The sequence below is a fragment of the Streptomyces xiamenensis genome (genome assembly GCF_000993785.3).
In the GTDB taxonomy this organism is placed as follows: Bacteria; Actinomycetota; Actinomycetes; order Streptomycetales; family Streptomycetaceae; genus Streptomyces; species Streptomyces xiamenensis.
The window spans coordinates 1,581,427-1,594,160 of sequence record NZ_CP009922.3 but is presented as its reverse complement, the minus strand read 5'-3'; the positions used below and the strand labels follow the sequence as shown (position 1 = coordinate 1,594,160).

General features: G+C 72.9%; 15 protein-coding genes and 1 pseudogene. 11 read left to right on the top strand and 5 right to left on the bottom strand.

The window, feature by feature from the left end; all coding sequences use genetic code 11:
- Positions 1 to 3 precede the first annotated feature (3 nt).
- The 4 genes from SXIM_RS07305 (at position 4) to era (ending at position 3,595) form a co-directional block, all read left to right on the top strand.
- Positions 4 to 1,323, top strand: coding sequence for a hemolysin family protein (locus tag SXIM_RS07305; RefSeq protein ID WP_030725830.1), 1,320 nt, complete (start codon positions 4 to 6; stop codon positions 1,321 to 1,323).
- 289 nt (positions 1,324 to 1,612) lie between these two features.
- Entirely contained in the window at positions 1,613 to 2,263 is a 651-nt protein-coding gene (locus SXIM_RS07300; RefSeq protein WP_148236078.1) for a hypothetical protein, read from the top strand.
- 28 nt (positions 2,264 to 2,291) lie between these two features.
- Positions 2,292 to 2,636, top strand: coding sequence for a cytidine/deoxycytidylate deaminase family protein (locus tag SXIM_RS07295; protein ID WP_030725836.1), 345 nt, complete (start codon positions 2,292 to 2,294; stop codon positions 2,634 to 2,636).
- Positions 2,633 to 3,595, top strand: coding sequence for a GTPase Era (gene era / locus SXIM_RS07290; RefSeq protein WP_234306722.1), 963 nt, complete (start codon positions 2,633 to 2,635; stop codon positions 3,593 to 3,595). Before SXIM_RS07295 ends, era begins: the two co-directional genes overlap by 4 nt.
- 25 nt (positions 3,596 to 3,620) lie before the next feature.
- Here era and SXIM_RS07285 read toward each other — a convergent pair whose 3' ends face one another.
- Positions 3,621 to 4,403 (bottom strand): GNAT family N-acetyltransferase, encoded by a 783-nt coding sequence (locus SXIM_RS07285; RefSeq protein ID WP_046723331.1) that lies wholly within the window; start codon positions 4,401 to 4,403, stop codon positions 3,621 to 3,623.
- Between the two features lie 294 nt (positions 4,404 to 4,697).
- On the opposite strand from SXIM_RS07285, the gene leuA reads away from it, so the two are divergent.
- From leuA to SXIM_RS07270, 3 genes are all read left to right on the top strand, one after another.
- The gene (gene leuA, locus SXIM_RS07280) at positions 4,698 to 6,407 is read left to right on the top strand and encodes a 2-isopropylmalate synthase (RefSeq protein WP_234306741.1); all 1,710 of its coding nucleotides are present in this window, start codon (positions 4,698 to 4,700) and stop codon (positions 6,405 to 6,407) included.
- Between the two features lie 159 nt (positions 6,408 to 6,566).
- The gene (locus SXIM_RS07275; protein ID WP_078635051.1) at positions 6,567 to 7,145 is read left to right on the top strand and encodes a hypothetical protein; all 579 of its coding nucleotides are present in this window, start codon (positions 6,567 to 6,569) and stop codon (positions 7,143 to 7,145) included.
- A 136-nt stretch (positions 7,146 to 7,281) separates the two neighbouring features.
- A complete protein-coding gene (locus SXIM_RS07270; RefSeq protein ID WP_046723328.1) occupies positions 7,282 to 7,953 on the top strand; it encodes a maltokinase N-terminal cap-like domain-containing protein in 672 nt (223 codons plus the stop codon).
- A 4-nt stretch (positions 7,954 to 7,957) separates the two neighbouring features.
- On the opposite strand, the gene SXIM_RS07265 is transcribed toward SXIM_RS07270, so the two are convergent.
- Positions 7,958 to 8,932, bottom strand: a complete 975-nt coding sequence (locus tag SXIM_RS07265) for a helix-turn-helix transcriptional regulator (protein WP_046723327.1) — start codon at positions 8,930 to 8,932, stop codon at positions 7,958 to 7,960.
- A 101-nt stretch (positions 8,933 to 9,033) separates the two neighbouring features.
- Between SXIM_RS07265 and SXIM_RS07260 the strand changes: the two genes are divergently transcribed.
- Positions 9,034 to 9,576 carry a DinB family protein gene (locus SXIM_RS07260; protein WP_246156848.1) on the top strand — a complete coding sequence of 181 codons (543 nt, stop codon included), beginning with the start codon at positions 9,034 to 9,036 and terminating at the stop codon, positions 9,574 to 9,576.
- 12 nt (positions 9,577 to 9,588) lie between these two features.
- Here SXIM_RS07260 and SXIM_RS07255 read toward each other — a convergent pair whose 3' ends face one another.
- Positions 9,589 to 9,981, bottom strand: a complete 393-nt coding sequence (locus tag SXIM_RS07255; RefSeq protein ID WP_030725854.1) for a winged helix-turn-helix transcriptional regulator — start codon at positions 9,979 to 9,981, stop codon at positions 9,589 to 9,591.
- A 112-nt stretch (positions 9,982 to 10,093) separates the two neighbouring features.
- Here SXIM_RS07255 and SXIM_RS27960 point away from each other — a divergent pair, with 112 nt between their 5' ends.
- Complete coding sequence (locus SXIM_RS27960; protein ID WP_030725855.1) at positions 10,094 to 10,501, top strand: RidA family protein; 408 nt, start codon at positions 10,094 to 10,096, stop codon at positions 10,499 to 10,501.
- Between the two features lie 5 nt (positions 10,502 to 10,506).
- A pseudogene (locus SXIM_RS27955) lies at positions 10,507 to 10,848 on the top strand (SDR family oxidoreductase); the annotation flags it as partial.
- A gap of 48 nt (positions 10,849 to 10,896) precedes the next feature.
- Here the strand turns inward: SXIM_RS27955 and SXIM_RS07245 are convergent.
- Positions 10,897 to 11,301: a DUF4180 domain-containing protein gene (locus SXIM_RS07245; protein ID WP_030725858.1), complete on the bottom strand. Its 405-nt coding sequence runs from the start codon at positions 11,299 to 11,301 to the stop codon at positions 10,897 to 10,899.
- On the bottom strand, positions 11,298 to 11,777 hold the full coding sequence (locus SXIM_RS07240) for a helix-turn-helix domain-containing protein (protein WP_246156847.1): 480 nt from the start codon (positions 11,775 to 11,777) through the stop codon (positions 11,298 to 11,300). Before SXIM_RS07240 ends, SXIM_RS07245 begins: the two co-directional genes overlap by 4 nt.
- A gap of 188 nt (positions 11,778 to 11,965) precedes the next feature.
- Here SXIM_RS07240 and recO point away from each other — a divergent pair, with 188 nt between their 5' ends.
- Positions 11,966 to 12,715: a DNA repair protein RecO gene (recO, locus tag SXIM_RS07235; protein WP_046723323.1), complete on the top strand. Its 750-nt coding sequence runs from the start codon at positions 11,966 to 11,968 to the stop codon at positions 12,713 to 12,715.
- The last annotated feature ends 19 nt before the right edge of the window (positions 12,716 to 12,734 follow it).

Sequence of the window (12,734 nt, the reverse complement as noted above, 5' to 3'; positions counted from 1 at the left end):
ACGATGGACGCCACACTGTGGACCTTTCTGCTGACTCTGCTGGTCATCGCCTGGCTGGCCTCCTGCGCCGAGGCCGGGCTGACCCGGATCACCGCCTTCCGCGCCGAACAGGCGGCCCGCGAGGGCCGGCGCGGCGCGAGCCGGCTGGTGACGGTGGCCGCCGACCCGACCCGCTATCTGAACCTGGCGCTGCTGCTGCGCGTCGCCGGCGAGATGGGTGTGGCCGTCCTGGTCACCTACGCCTGTCTCAAGAGCTTCGACGAGGTGTGGCAGGCGCTGCTCGTCGCCGTCCCCGTGACGGTGGTGCTCTCGTTCGTCGTCATCGGGGTCTCGCCGCGCACCATCGGCCGCCAGCACCCGGTGGCCGTCTCCGGCGCGGCGGCGCTGATCCTCATCCCGCTGTCGCGGGTGCTGGGGCCGCTCGCCCAGCTGCTGATCATCGTCGGTAACGCGCTGACGCCGGGCGAGGGCTTCCGCAAGGGGCCCTTCGCCTCGGAGGCGGAGCTGCGGGCGATGGTGGACCTGGCCGAGCGGGAGTCGCTGATCGAGGACGAGGAACGCCGCATGGTGCACTCGGTCTTCGAACTGGGCGACACCCTGGTGCGCGAGGTGATGGTGCCGCGCACCGACCTCATCTCCATAGACCGGGGCAAGACGCTGCGGCAGGGGCTCTCGCTGGCGCTGCGGTCCGGGTTCTCCCGGATCCCCGTGACGGGGGAGAGCGACGACGACATCGTCGGCATCGTCTACCTCAAGGACCTGGCGCGCGCCGTGCACATCAGCCGGGAGGCGGAGGCCGACCCGGTGGAGTCGCTCATGCGGCCCGCGACCTTCGTGCCCGACACGAAGAACGCCGGTGACCTGCTGCGCGAGATGCAGCGCGACCACATCCACGTGGCCGTGGCGATCGACGAGTACGGCGGCACGGCCGGGGTCGTCACGATCGAGGACATCCTGGAGGAGATCGTCGGCGAGATCGCCGACGAGTACGACCAGGAGCTGCCTCCGGTCGCCGAACTCGCGGACGGTGCCTACCGGGTGACCTCGCGGCTGGACCTGGGCGACCTGGGCGAGCTGTTCGGGGTGGACCTGGAGGACGAGGACGTCGAGACGGTCGGCGGGCTGCTGGCGAAGTCCCTGGGCCGGGTCCCGATCGCGGGAGCCACCACTCTGGTGGATCTGACGGGAGAGCGCGCCCATCCGGAACTGGCGGGCCTGCGGCTGACGGCCGAGCCGCCGACCGGACGCCGCAACCGCATCGACCGGGTGGTGGTCGAGCCGATCCGCCACGAAGCCGACGCCCCGACGGAGGACGCGGCCTGACAGCGGCGACACCGGCCGCCGGTCACCCCGACCGGCGGCCGACCGCCGCCAGCACCCGGCGCATGCCCACCGCGTGCCCGCGGGCAGCCCCCCTCACCCGAACGGGCCTGCGGCGGTGGCCGGGGGGCCGTTCGGGTGGCGCCATGGGAGGCATGGAGCTTTCGCAGCGCACCGCCGCCGTCGCCTCCCTCGCCTCGATCGCCGCCCTCGGCCTGCTCGCCGGGTCGGCACTGCCCCGGGCGCCCCCGCCGGTTCCTCCACAGGCCCGGCGACCTCGGCCGCCTCCGTCGTGGCCGGACCCCAGGTGCTCGACGAGGAGGGGTTGCGAGCCGCTCTGCTCGACCACACCGACTTCCCGATGGGCTGGGCCGGCGACAGCGACGAACAGGCCGAACGGCGCGGCATCGGCGTCCCGCGTCCCACCGAGGACGGCTGCCGGGAACTGTTCGAACCCGCCGCGGGTCAGCCCGCCGTACGGGCCGGGTTCGCCCGTACCCACACCGGGCCCTTCGTGGTCACCGTCGCCGCCGCGCACGGCGACGAGGCCGGGGCGCGGGCCGCCATGGAGGGGTTCGCGCGGGCCGCGGGAGAGTGCGCCACCTTCCACGCCGAGGAGGGCCCCGAGCAGAACAGCGCCACCGTCTCCTACACCGCCGGGGAGAGCGCGAGCGGCACCGACGGCGCGGGACTCGGCGAGGAGGCCGCGGCGCTGCGCTTCGAACGGGAGGCCGGGGACGCGGAGGAGGCCGGGATCGTCGCCGAGGTGGTGATCGCCCGGATCGGCGCCCACACCGTACGGATCGCCCAGGCCGGCCGGGACGACGCCGCCGCGGGCGGGCTCGGCGACCTCGCCGAACGCGCCGTGGAGAAGCTGCGGCAGGTCACCGACGGCCACACCCCCCGCCCCCAGCCGGACCAGCCGGGGACCACGGAACTGTAGGCCACGCCCAGCCCGTAAGCTCCTGGGTATGAGTGACGCCGAGGACCGCAAGATCATCACCCTGGCGCGCAGCGCCCGCGCCCGCAACGGGGTGCCGCAGGGTGCGGCGGTACGGGACGAGACGGGCCGTACGTACGTGGCGGCCACCGTCGAACTGCCCTCGCTGCGGCTGAGTGCCCTGCGCACGGCGGTGGCGATGGCCGTGGCCAGCGGCGCGACCTCGCTGGAGGCGGCGGCACTCGTCGCGGACGCGGACACCGCCGAGGTGCCGGCCGAGGACCTGGCGGCGGTGCGGGACCTGGGCGGTCCCGGCACCCCCGTCCTGCTGGCTGGCCCCGAGGGCGACCTTCGTGCGACGATCGCGGCCTCATGAGTGACTCCCTTTCCCCGATGTCCGCGATGTTCGGCTCTGTGCCGGAGGGCTACCGTTCGGGCTTCGCCTGCTTCGTCGGCCGCCCCAACGCCGGCAAGTCGACCCTGACCAACGCGCTGGTCGGCACGAAGATCGCCATCACCTCCAGCCGCCCGCAGACCACCCGGCACTCGGTGCGCGGCATCGTGCACCGCGAGGACGCCCAGCTGGTCCTGGTGGACACCCCCGGGCTGCACAAGCCGCGCACCCTGCTGGGCCAGCGGCTGAACGACGTGGTCCGCACCACCTGGGCCGAGGTCGATGTCATCGGTTTCTGCCTGCCCGCCGACCAGAAGATCGGCCCCGGCGACCGCTACATCGCCAAGGAACTGGCGGAGATCAAGCGCACCCCCAAGATCGCGGTCGTCACCAAGACCGACCTGGTGGAGCCGAAGATCCTGGCCGAGCGACTCCTGGACGTACAGCGGCTGGGCTCCGAACTCGGCCTGGAGTGGGCCGAGATCGTGCCGGTCTCCGCCGTCGGCGACCAGCAGGTCGGGCTGCTCGCGGACCTGCTCGTCCCGCTGCTGCCGGAGGGCCCGCCGCTGTACCCGCAGGGCGATCTCACCGACGAGCCCGAGCAGACCATGATCGCCGAGCTGATCCGTGAGGCCGCGCTCGAAGGGGTACGGGACGAGCTGCCGCACTCCATCGCGGTCGTCGTGGAGGAGATGCAGCAGCGCGAGGACCGCCCCGCGGACCGGCCGCTGCTGGACATCCACGCCAACGTCTACATCGAGCGGCCCAGCCAGAAGGGCATCGTCATCGGCCCCAAGGGCAGCCGTCTCAAGGACGTGGGCACCAAGGCGCGCAAGCAGATCGAGGCGCTGCTGGGCACGCCCGTCTTCCTGGACCTGCATGTGAAGGTGGCCAAGGACTGGCAGCGCGACCCCAAGCAGCTGCGCCGGCTGGGCTTCTAGCCCCTTCCAGCCCTCGCCGTTGCCGTCACCCGTCCAGCCCGTCACCGTCGCCGTAGCGGTACGGGGTGGTGGTGCCGATCGCCTTGAAGCCCAGCCGCCGCAGAATCGGGCGGCTGTCCTCGGAGGCGTCCACCTGGAGGTGGCGGACGCCGTGCGCGGCGGCGATCCGGGCCCGCGCGGCGACCAGCGCCCGGTAGATGCCCCGGCCCCGCCAGCCGGGGGCGGTGCCGCCGCCCCACAGGCCGGCGAAGTCCGTCCCCGGATAGCGCTCCATCCGGGCCGCGCACACCGGCTCGCCGTCCTCACCCGCCAGGGCCACCAGCACGTCCACCAGCTCGGGCGAGGCGGCCAGCTGGGCGCGCACCATCGCGCCCAGCGCGGCCGGGTCCGTTCCGAACGCCGCCGCGTGCGCCCGCATCATCAGCCGCACCCCCGCCTCGTCCGTGGCGCGGTGCAGGGTGATGCCCGGCGGCAGCGCGGCCTCCGTGGACAAGGTGGCGGTCTCGGCGACCATCAGGGTCTCCGGCGTCCCCGCCCTGAACCCGGCCCGGCGCAGCCGCTCGCCCAGATCGGCCGGGCCGTCGTGGGCGTACGTCTTCCATTCGAAGCCGCGGCCGAGCCCCGTGAAGTGCGCGACCTGCGCGGCGATCGCGGCGTCCGCCGTCTCCTCGGTGAGGTCCGACCACACCACCCCGTCCCAGCCGCCCAGCTCCCGGGTCACGCGGACCACGGGCCCGCTGCGCTCGGCCGGGGACAGGTGTTCTCTCAGCTGCGCGTCGAAGCGGGCCAGCACCGCCGTGTCGTCCATCGGGCCAGCTGACCACCGGCGCCCCGCCGGCGCCACCGGTTTTGCCCGGTCTCGCATAGTGATACGGGTCGGTCCGGTCCGTACGGCGCCGGGTTAGGCTTGGCGGGCGATGCGTCACGGGAACCTGCTTCTCCTTAGCCGCCGCGGCGAGGGTCTGTAGTCGTACGGGCCGACCCCCTCCCCGCGGAGTTCGGCGCTGCCGTCGGCCGTTTTCCCGCTGAGACCCATCCAGGAGCCCCCGTGCCCAAGCCGACGCCCATCACCGCCGCCACCGCCCCTCAGCGCGCCTCCGGCATGCCGGTGCACCGCTACACCCCGTACGAGGCGGTGGAGCTGCCCGACCGCACCTGGCCCGGCAAGCGGATCACCGCCGCACCGCGCTGGCTCTCCACCGACCTGCGGGACGGCAACCAGGCGCTGATCGACCCGATGTCGCCGGCCCGCAAGCGCGCGATGTTCGACCTGCTGGTGCGGATGGGCTACAAGGAGATCGAGATCGGCTTCCCGGCCTCCGGGCAGACCGACTTCGACTTCGTGCGCTCGATCATCGAAGAGGGCGCGATCCCCGAGGACGTGACGATCTCCGTCCTGACCCAGGCCCGCGAGGAACTGATCGCGCGCACCGTCGAGTCCCTGGTGGGCGCCCCGCGCGCCACCGTCCACCTGTACAACGCCACCGCGCCGACATTCCGGCGGGTCGTCTTCCGGGGCGGCAAGGACGACGTGCGGCGGATCGCGGTGGACGGCACCCGCCTGGTGATGGAGTACGCCGAGAAGCTGCTGGACGACCGTACGGTCTTCGGCTACCAGTACAGCCCCGAGATCTTCACCGACACCGAGCTGGACTTCGCGCTGGAGGTGTGCGAGTCGGTGATGGAGGTCTGGCAGCCGGAGGACGGCCGCGAGATCATCCTGAACCTGCCCGCTACCGTGGAGCGCTCCGTACCAGCCACCTACGCGGACCGCTTCGAGTGGATGTCGCGGCACCTGTCGCACCGCGAGCACGTGTGCCTGTCGGCGCACCCGCACAACGACCGGGGCACGGCGGTGGCCGCCGCCGAGCTGGCGGTGCTGGCCGGGGCCGACCGGGTGGAGGGGTGCCTGTTCGGGCAGGGCGAGCGCACCGGCAACGTGGACCTGGTGACGCTGGGCATGAACCTGTTCTCGCAGGGCGTGGACCCGCAGATCGACTTCTCGCAGATCGACGACATCCGCCGCACCTACGAGTACTGCAACCAGATGGAGGTCCCCCCGCGCCACCCGTACGCCGGTGACCTGGTGTACACCTCCTTCTCCGGCTCGCACCAGGACGCCATCAAGAAGGGCTTCGAGGCGATGGACGCCGAGGCGGCCCGGCGCGGCGTCGGCGTGGACGAGCTGACCTGGGACGTGCCCTACCTGCCGATCGACCCCAAGGACGTGGGGCGCAGCTACGAGGCGGTCATCCGGGTCAACTCGCAGTCCGGCAAGGGCGGCATCGCGTACGTCCTGAAGACGGACCACAAGCTGGACCTGCCGCGCCGCATGCAGGTGGAGTTCTCGCGGATCATCCAGGAGAAGACGGACGCCGAGGGCGGCGAGATCACCCCGGCCGAGATCTGGCGGGTGTTCGCCGACGAGTACCTGCCGGCGGCGGACGGGGCCGGCGGCTGGGGGCGGATCGCGCTGCGCGACGCCCAGACCTCGACGACCAGCGGGGGCGGTGTGGACGCGCTCACGGTGGAGGCCGTCGTGGACGGCGCCGACACCGTGCTGACGGGGCAGGGCAACGGCCCGCTGGCGGCGTTCTTCGACGCGCTGGCGGGGGCGGGCGTGATCGGTGAAGAGGTGCGCCTGCTGGACTACGTGGAGCACACGATGAGCGAGGGCGCCGGGTCCCAGGCGGCGGCGTACATCGAGTGCGCGATCGGCGGCCGGGTGCTGTGGGGCATCGGCATCGACGCGAACATCGTGCGGGCGTCACTGAAGGCGGTCGTCTCCGCCGTCAACCGGTCCGCTCGTTAGTCACCGGAACGTGCGGGTCCGCGCCCCGGCCGGGGCGCGGATTCGTTTCGGCCGCGCATTTGGCCGGTCTGACTACTGACCCCGACGGGGGAGTGTGGTTAACATCACGTCTCACACTCGCAGTGTTGCGGGTGTGTTACGGAGGTCGGCGTGCCGAGGGTGGCAGGGACAGGTATCCGAACGGCGTGGCGGGTCATCGACGACGGGGACTTCTTCTGCCCCGGGTGCGGTGGTGACCGCTGCTATCAGCGGCTGGCCGGACGGCGGCGGATGACGCTGCTGGGAGTGCCCCTGCTGCGGCTGGGGAAGGCCGCCCCGGTGGTCTCCTGCGTCTCCTGCGCGGGCCACTACCCGCTGACCGCCCTGGACGACCCGACCACCACGGGCCTGTCCGCGCTGCTGCGGAACGCCTACCTGGTGGTGGCCCTGGCACTGCTGGCCCCCGCGGACCCCGTGACCCGGGCGGCGGCGGTCGACTCGCTGCGCGAGGCGGGCTTCCCGGAGATCTCGGCGGACGGGCTGGCCGGGCTGCCCACGGAGACCGAGGTACGGGACGCCCTGGAGCCGCTGGCCCCGCATCTCGCGCCCCAGGGCCGGGAGAGCCTGCTGCTGCACGGCGCCCGGATCGCCCTGGCGGACGGCCCGTACACCGATGCCGAACGCGTCACTCTGACCCTGATCGGCAGCTCCCTGCGCCTGGCGGCGGCGGACCGGGAACGGCTGCTGGCGGCGGCGTAGGCCGGGCGGCCCCGGCCCGTATCGCGGGTGCCGGGGGCCACGCGGCACCGGGTGGTGCGACGCTCGCCCCTCACCCCCTCCCGCGCTTGCGTCCGCTCCCGCTCTTCAACGGGGCGCGGATGAGAGGCTGTCCGGCATGGCTGTCATTCACCACACCACCCTCACCCCGACCAAGTCCGAACTGCTCGCCGCCTGGCTGCCGTCCCGGCCGTGGTACCGGGGCGGTGACGGGGAGCCGCGGCTGATCAGGGCGGGCGGGTTCCGGCTGGACGATCCGGCGGGCGAGGTCGGCGTCGAGTTCGTCATCGTGCGCGACACCTCCGGGGCCGAACCGGTCGTCTACCTGGCGCCGCTGACCTACCGCGGGGCTCCGCCGGCGGGCGCGGAGCACGCCCTGGTGGGCACCCTGGAGCACGGGGTGCTGGGGCGGCGGTGGGTGTACGACGCCTGCCACGACCCGGTGTTCGCCGCGCAGCTGCCCGCCCTGATCGAGGGCCGGGTCCTGGCCCAGGCGCAGAGCGTCAGCGACACCCCCGACGACGACGTCCTCCGCGTGTACCGCGGCACCGCGGCGCTGGCCGGAGACTTCGGCTCCGCCGGGGTCACCGACCACCGGGACCGTACGGAGCTGACGGCCGGGGACGGCAGCGTGCTGCGGGTGCGCCGGGTACTGAGCCCGGGGGCCGGTCCCGGCTCGGGCGCGCCGGCCGGTGACGCCGGTGAGGTCGAGGCGTCCTGGGAGCAGCCGGACGGCGGCCGGGAGCGCGGGGTACTCGTCACCGTACGGACCGCCCCGCCCGCTTCCTGAACCCTCACCCCGCGGCGGCGCGGGTGAAGCGGGTGCCCCAGTCGTGCAGTCGCTCGCGCAGCGCGGGCGGCTCCACGACCTCGAACTCCGCGCCGGTCATGCCCAGGGCCACTAGCGGCCACTCCAGGGAGTCGGTCGTCATCACCACCCGGCAGCGTCCGGCATCCGCAGTCTCCTCCACCGTGGCCCACTGCCCGACGCGAGCGCGGACGCCGGCGGCCGGGGCGGCCACCAGGGCCTCCACCCGGTGCGGGGCGGGCCAGGTGTCGATGCCCGCGCGGACGAAGGCGGCGGCGTCGGCGGCGGGCAGCTCGCGGGGGCGGAACCGGTCGCCGGTGCGCTCGGCCGCGCCCGCGACGCGGTCCAGGCGGAAGCTGCGCCAGTCGTGCCGGGTGAGGTCGTAGCCGACGAGGTACCAGCGGCGGCCGAGCATCACCAGACGGTGCGGCTCCAGATGCCGTTCGGTGCGCTCGCCGGCCGCCGAGGTGTAGGCGAAGCGCAGCCGTTCGCTGTCGCGGCAGGCCATGGCGACGCCGGTGAGCAGATCCGGGTCCACCGTCGGCGGGGCGGCCGAGTCGCCCCAGCCGGGGCCCGGGACGGTCACCCGGTGCAGGGCGTCCACCCGGTGCCGCAGCCGGGTCGGCATCACCTGGACGACCTTGGCCAGCACCCGCAGCGAGGACTCCGCGATGCCCTCCACCGGGCCCTGCGCGGCGGCCTGGAGACCCACCACCAGGGCCACGGCCTCCTCGTCGTCCACCACCAGCGGCGGCAGTGCGGCACCGGCGGCCAGCTGGTAGCCGCCCTCGGTGCCGCGTTGGGCCTGGACCGGGTAGCCGAGCTCGCGCAGCCGGTCGATGTCGCGGCGCAGGGTGCGCACGGAGACCCCGAGCCGCCCGGCCAGTTCGGTGCCGGGCCAGTGGCGGTGGGTCTGGAGGAGGGAGAGCAGCCGCAGGGTCCGGGAGCTGGTGTTGGCCATGCGGCCATTCTCCGGCCGCTTCAGGTCAGGAAGTGACCGCTGTGGTTCCTAGCGTGGTGGGTGTCGGGCAGGAGCGGACAGCACGTCGGAGGAGAACCACCATGACCATGGCCACCACCGCGTCCACGGGCGTCGTCAGTGATGAGCGCGCGGACCTGCTGGAGTCGCTGCGGCTGCACCGGGGCTTCCTCCGGTTCACCGTGCGCGGCGTGAACGAGGAACAGATCCGGTTGCGCACGACGGCCAGCGAGCTGTGCCTGGGCGGGCTGATCAAGCATGTGACGGCCGGGGAGCGGGGCTGGACGGACTTCATCCTGGACGGCCCCGCGGCGATGGGTGACTTCTCGGCGATGACGCCGGAGGAGCAGGAGCGGTGGGCCGCCCGGTCCGTGGTGGGGCCGGGGGAGACGCTGGAGGGGCTGCTGGAGGAGTACGCGGCGGTGGCCGCCCGTACCGACGCGATCGTGGCCACGCTCCCGGACCTGGGCGTCTCGCATCCGCTGCCGAGGGCGCCCTGGTTCGAGGAGGGCGCGCGCTGGTCGGCGCGCCGGACGCTGCTGCACATCATCGCGGAGACGGCGCAGCACGCGGGGCACGCGGACATCATCAGGGAGACGCTGGACGGCCAGAAGACCATGGGCTGAGGCCCTGGGGCGTTACGGGGCCGTCCGCTCGGCGAAGCGGACCCGGGACTCCTCGATGTGAGCGAGGTGGCGGGCGGTCCAGTCGCACATCACATCGACGGTCTCGCGCAGGGCCCGGCCCGGCGGGGTGAGCGTGTAGTCGACGCGCGGGGGCACCGTGGGGTGCACCTCGCGCTCGACCAGGCCGTTGCGCTCCAGCATGCGCAGGTTCTGGGTGAGCATCTTGTGACTGATGCCCTCGACCTCCGTGCGCAGTTCGCTGAAGCGCAGGGTGCGCTCGCCCAGGGACTCGATGATGAGCAGGGCCCATTTGTTGGCGACGTCCGAGAAGATCTCGCGGGCGAGGGAGTCGGCGCGGCGCAGATTCGCTTCGTCGGGCAGGCCGCTGAGCTGCTGGGTCACCATGAGGTTCCTCCGTCACCAAAAAGTGCGTTCTTCCAGTTCAGCGTTCACTCTCCTATGGTTCCTGAGTAACCGCAAGAGAGCGGTTGCAGGAATGCGGAGAAGAGGAAAGAACATGGCTGTGACGCTGCTGAACCCGGACGGTCTGCCGAAGATCGATGGCTACCGGCAGGTGTCGGTCGCCACCGGCTCGAAGATGGTCTTCGTCTCCGGGCAGGTCTCCTGGGACGAGACGGGTGCCCCGGTGGGGGAGGGCGATTTCGTGGCCCAGGTCGAGCGGTGCTACCTCAATGTCGGCACGGCGCTGGCCGCGGCGGGGGCGACCTTCGACGACGTGGCGAAGCTGACCGTCTACGTCGTGGACCTGACGCCGGACAAGCTGGAGCCGTTCCTGGAGGGCGTGGCGCGGGCGGCCGAGAAGCTGGGGGTCACCCCGGCGCCGCCGATCTCGGTGCTGGGTGTCGCGGCGCTGGACGTCCCCGAGCATCTGGTGGAGGTGGAGGCCACCGCGTTCATCGACTGACGGACGGACGCGTCATCAGCATCGGCAGCAATGTGGCCGAGCGCGCCCCGTTCCCCGGCATGGCCCTGTACGCGCTGAGCAAGTCGGCGCTGACCGGCATGACGAAGGGCCTGGCGCGCGACCTCGGGCCGCGCGGTATCGCGGTCACCCTGGTGCATCCCGGGCCCACCGACACGGAGGCGAACCCGGCCGACGGGCCCAACGCCGAGACCTTCGCCGGCTTCACGGCGCTGGGCCGGTTCGCCGAGCCGGCCGAGGTCGCCGCCACCGTGGCCCATCTGGCGGGGGCGGACGGCGGCTACCTCACCGGGACCGCGGTGCACGTGGACGGCGGGTTCACCGCCTGACAGTGCCGGGTGCCGACGCCCGCCGGGCGGCCCGCGCGGGCGGGGGCGTCACCCGCCCGCGCGCTCCTGCTCGGCGAGCCGGGTGCGCAGCGCGTCCAGGTCGGGCAGGAACCACAGCTGGCCGCCCCGGTTGCTCTCGCGGACGAAGTCACGCAGCGGCGTACTCCCCTCCACCTGGCGGGAGATGTCGCCGATGACCGCCAGGCCGAGGCGATAGGTGGCGAACTTCTGGACGATGTCGCCCGCGACGCGGGTGCTCAGCCGGAAGAAGTCCTCGCCCAGGCGGGCGGCCGGGAGCGCCACCCAGGTCGCGCCGAGATACCAGCCCTCGCCGATCAGATCGGTGGCGGCCCGCTCGTCCCGCACGGGCGGGCCGTCCGCCGGGCAGACCAGAACCTGGGTGCCGGAGAGCTGCTGGACGCTGTTGGCCGCCGGGCCGGTGTCGGTCGTCATCGCGGGTCCTCGTCGCTCTCGTGGTTCTCGTCGTCGGTCAGGGCGTGGATGATGCGCAGCAACTCGGCGGTGTCGGCCAGATCCCCGAGGACGATCACCTTGAGGACGGCCCGCTCCTCGTCGTAGACGCTCTCCACCCGGAGCGGGGCGCCCCGCCGGTTGTGGATCGCGGCCAGCACGGTGGTGGAGACCCGGTTGGCCTCCGCCGGGGTGATGGCGTCGATGCGCACGATCCCGGACACTTCCGCCTGGCGGCGTGCGCCCGTGCCGCCCGTGCCGCCCGGGGTGGCCTCCGTGGGGGCCGGGGCGCCGGTGAACGCCGCGAGATCCTCGCCGGTGATCCGGTACTGCCGCCCCACCCGGCTCGCCCTCAGCCGCCCGTCCCGCACATAGCCGCGCACGGTGCGCACATGCAGCCCGAGCAGACCGGCGACCTGCTCCACCGAGTAGTACCGCTGCGGCATCCGCCCCGCCATTCTCTTCCCTCACACTCCCTTGACTTCCCTCACATTACCTCAGAAGGGGAAAGAAAGGTGATACGAAGGAGTGAGACGCATGCCCGTGCCGACCGCGATGGCCTCCCGGCGGGCGAGGTGATCCACCCCCCAGCCGTCTCGGCCGCCGCTCCGCGTCGCCCCGGTGTCCCGTCCGGCAGAATGACGGCATGAGTCTGTTCCGCGACGACGGCATCGTGCTGCGTACCCAGAAGCTGGGAGAGGCGGACCGGATCATCACCCTCCTCACCCGCGCTCACGGGCGGGTACGGGCGGTGGCGCGCGGGGTACGGCGGACGAAGTCGAAGTTCGGGGCGCGCCTGGAACCGTTCTCGCACGTCGACGTGCAGTTCTTCGCGCGCGGCAGCGAGCTGATCGGCCGCGGGCTGCCGCTGTGCACCCAGGCCGAGACTATCGCCCCCTACGGCCGGCACATCGTGGGCGAGTACGGCCGCTACACCGCCGGCACGGCCATGCTGGAGACCGCGGAACGCTTCACCGACCACGAGGGAGAGCCGAACGTCCAGCAGTATCTGCTGCTGGTCGGCGGCCTGCGCACCCTGGCGAACGGGGAACGGGCGCCGGGCCTCGTGCTGGACGCGTTCTTGCTGCGGTCGCTGGCGATGGGCGGGTACGCGCCCAGTTTCGAGGACTGCGCGAAGTGCGGGCTGCCGGGGCCGAACCGGTTCTTCTCGATCGCGGCGGGCGGGGTGATATGCGGGGACTGCCGGGTCCCCGGGAGCGTCGTTCCCTCGCCCGAGGCGCTGCGGCTGCTCGGCGCGCTGCTGACCGGCGACTGGCCGGCGGCGGAGGCGGCCGAGAGCCGGCACGTACGGGAGGGCAGCGGGCTGGTGTCCGCGTATCTGCACTGGCATCTGGAGCGTGGGCTGCGTTCGTTGAGATTCGTGGAGAAGGGCTGAACGGGTTACCCTCAGCGGC

What these genes read in the sequence shown, in the direction of transcription:
- SXIM_RS07305 (WP_030725830.1), top strand. Translation starts at nt 4, where the DNA reads ATGGACGCCACACTGTGGACCTTTCTGCTGACTCTGCTGGTCATCGCC.
- SXIM_RS07295 (WP_030725836.1), top strand. Translation starts at nt 2,292, where the DNA reads ATGAGTGACGCCGAGGACCGCAAGATCATCACCCTGGCGCGCAGCGCC.
- era (WP_234306722.1), top strand. Translation starts at nt 2,633, where the DNA reads ATGAGTGACTCCCTTTCCCCGATGTCCGCGATGTTCGGCTCTGTGCCG.
- SXIM_RS07285 (WP_046723331.1), bottom strand. Translation starts at nt 4,403, where the DNA reads ATGGACGACACGGCGGTGCTGGCCCGCTTCGACGCGCAGCTGAGAGAA.
- leuA (WP_234306741.1), top strand. Translation starts at nt 4,698, where the DNA reads ATGCCGGTGCACCGCTACACCCCGTACGAGGCGGTGGAGCTGCCCGAC.
- SXIM_RS07270 (WP_046723328.1), top strand. Translation starts at nt 7,282, where the DNA reads ATGGCTGTCATTCACCACACCACCCTCACCCCGACCAAGTCCGAACTG.
- SXIM_RS07265 (WP_046723327.1), bottom strand. Translation starts at nt 8,932, where the DNA reads ATGGCCAACACCAGCTCCCGGACCCTGCGGCTGCTCTCCCTCCTCCAG.
- SXIM_RS07260 (WP_246156848.1), top strand. Translation starts at nt 9,034, where the DNA reads ATGACCATGGCCACCACCGCGTCCACGGGCGTCGTCAGTGATGAGCGC.
- SXIM_RS07255 (WP_030725854.1), bottom strand. Translation starts at nt 9,981, where the DNA reads ATGGTGACCCAGCAGCTCAGCGGCCTGCCCGACGAAGCGAATCTGCGC.
- SXIM_RS27960 (WP_030725855.1), top strand. Translation starts at nt 10,094, where the DNA reads ATGGCTGTGACGCTGCTGAACCCGGACGGTCTGCCGAAGATCGATGGC.
- SXIM_RS07245 (WP_030725858.1), bottom strand. Translation starts at nt 11,301, where the DNA reads ATGACGACCGACACCGGCCCGGCGGCCAACAGCGTCCAGCAGCTCTCC.
- SXIM_RS07240 (WP_246156847.1), bottom strand. Translation starts at nt 11,777, where the DNA reads ATGGCGGGGCGGATGCCGCAGCGGTACTACTCGGTGGAGCAGGTCGCC.
- recO (WP_046723323.1), top strand. Translation starts at nt 11,966, where the DNA reads ATGAGTCTGTTCCGCGACGACGGCATCGTGCTGCGTACCCAGAAGCTG.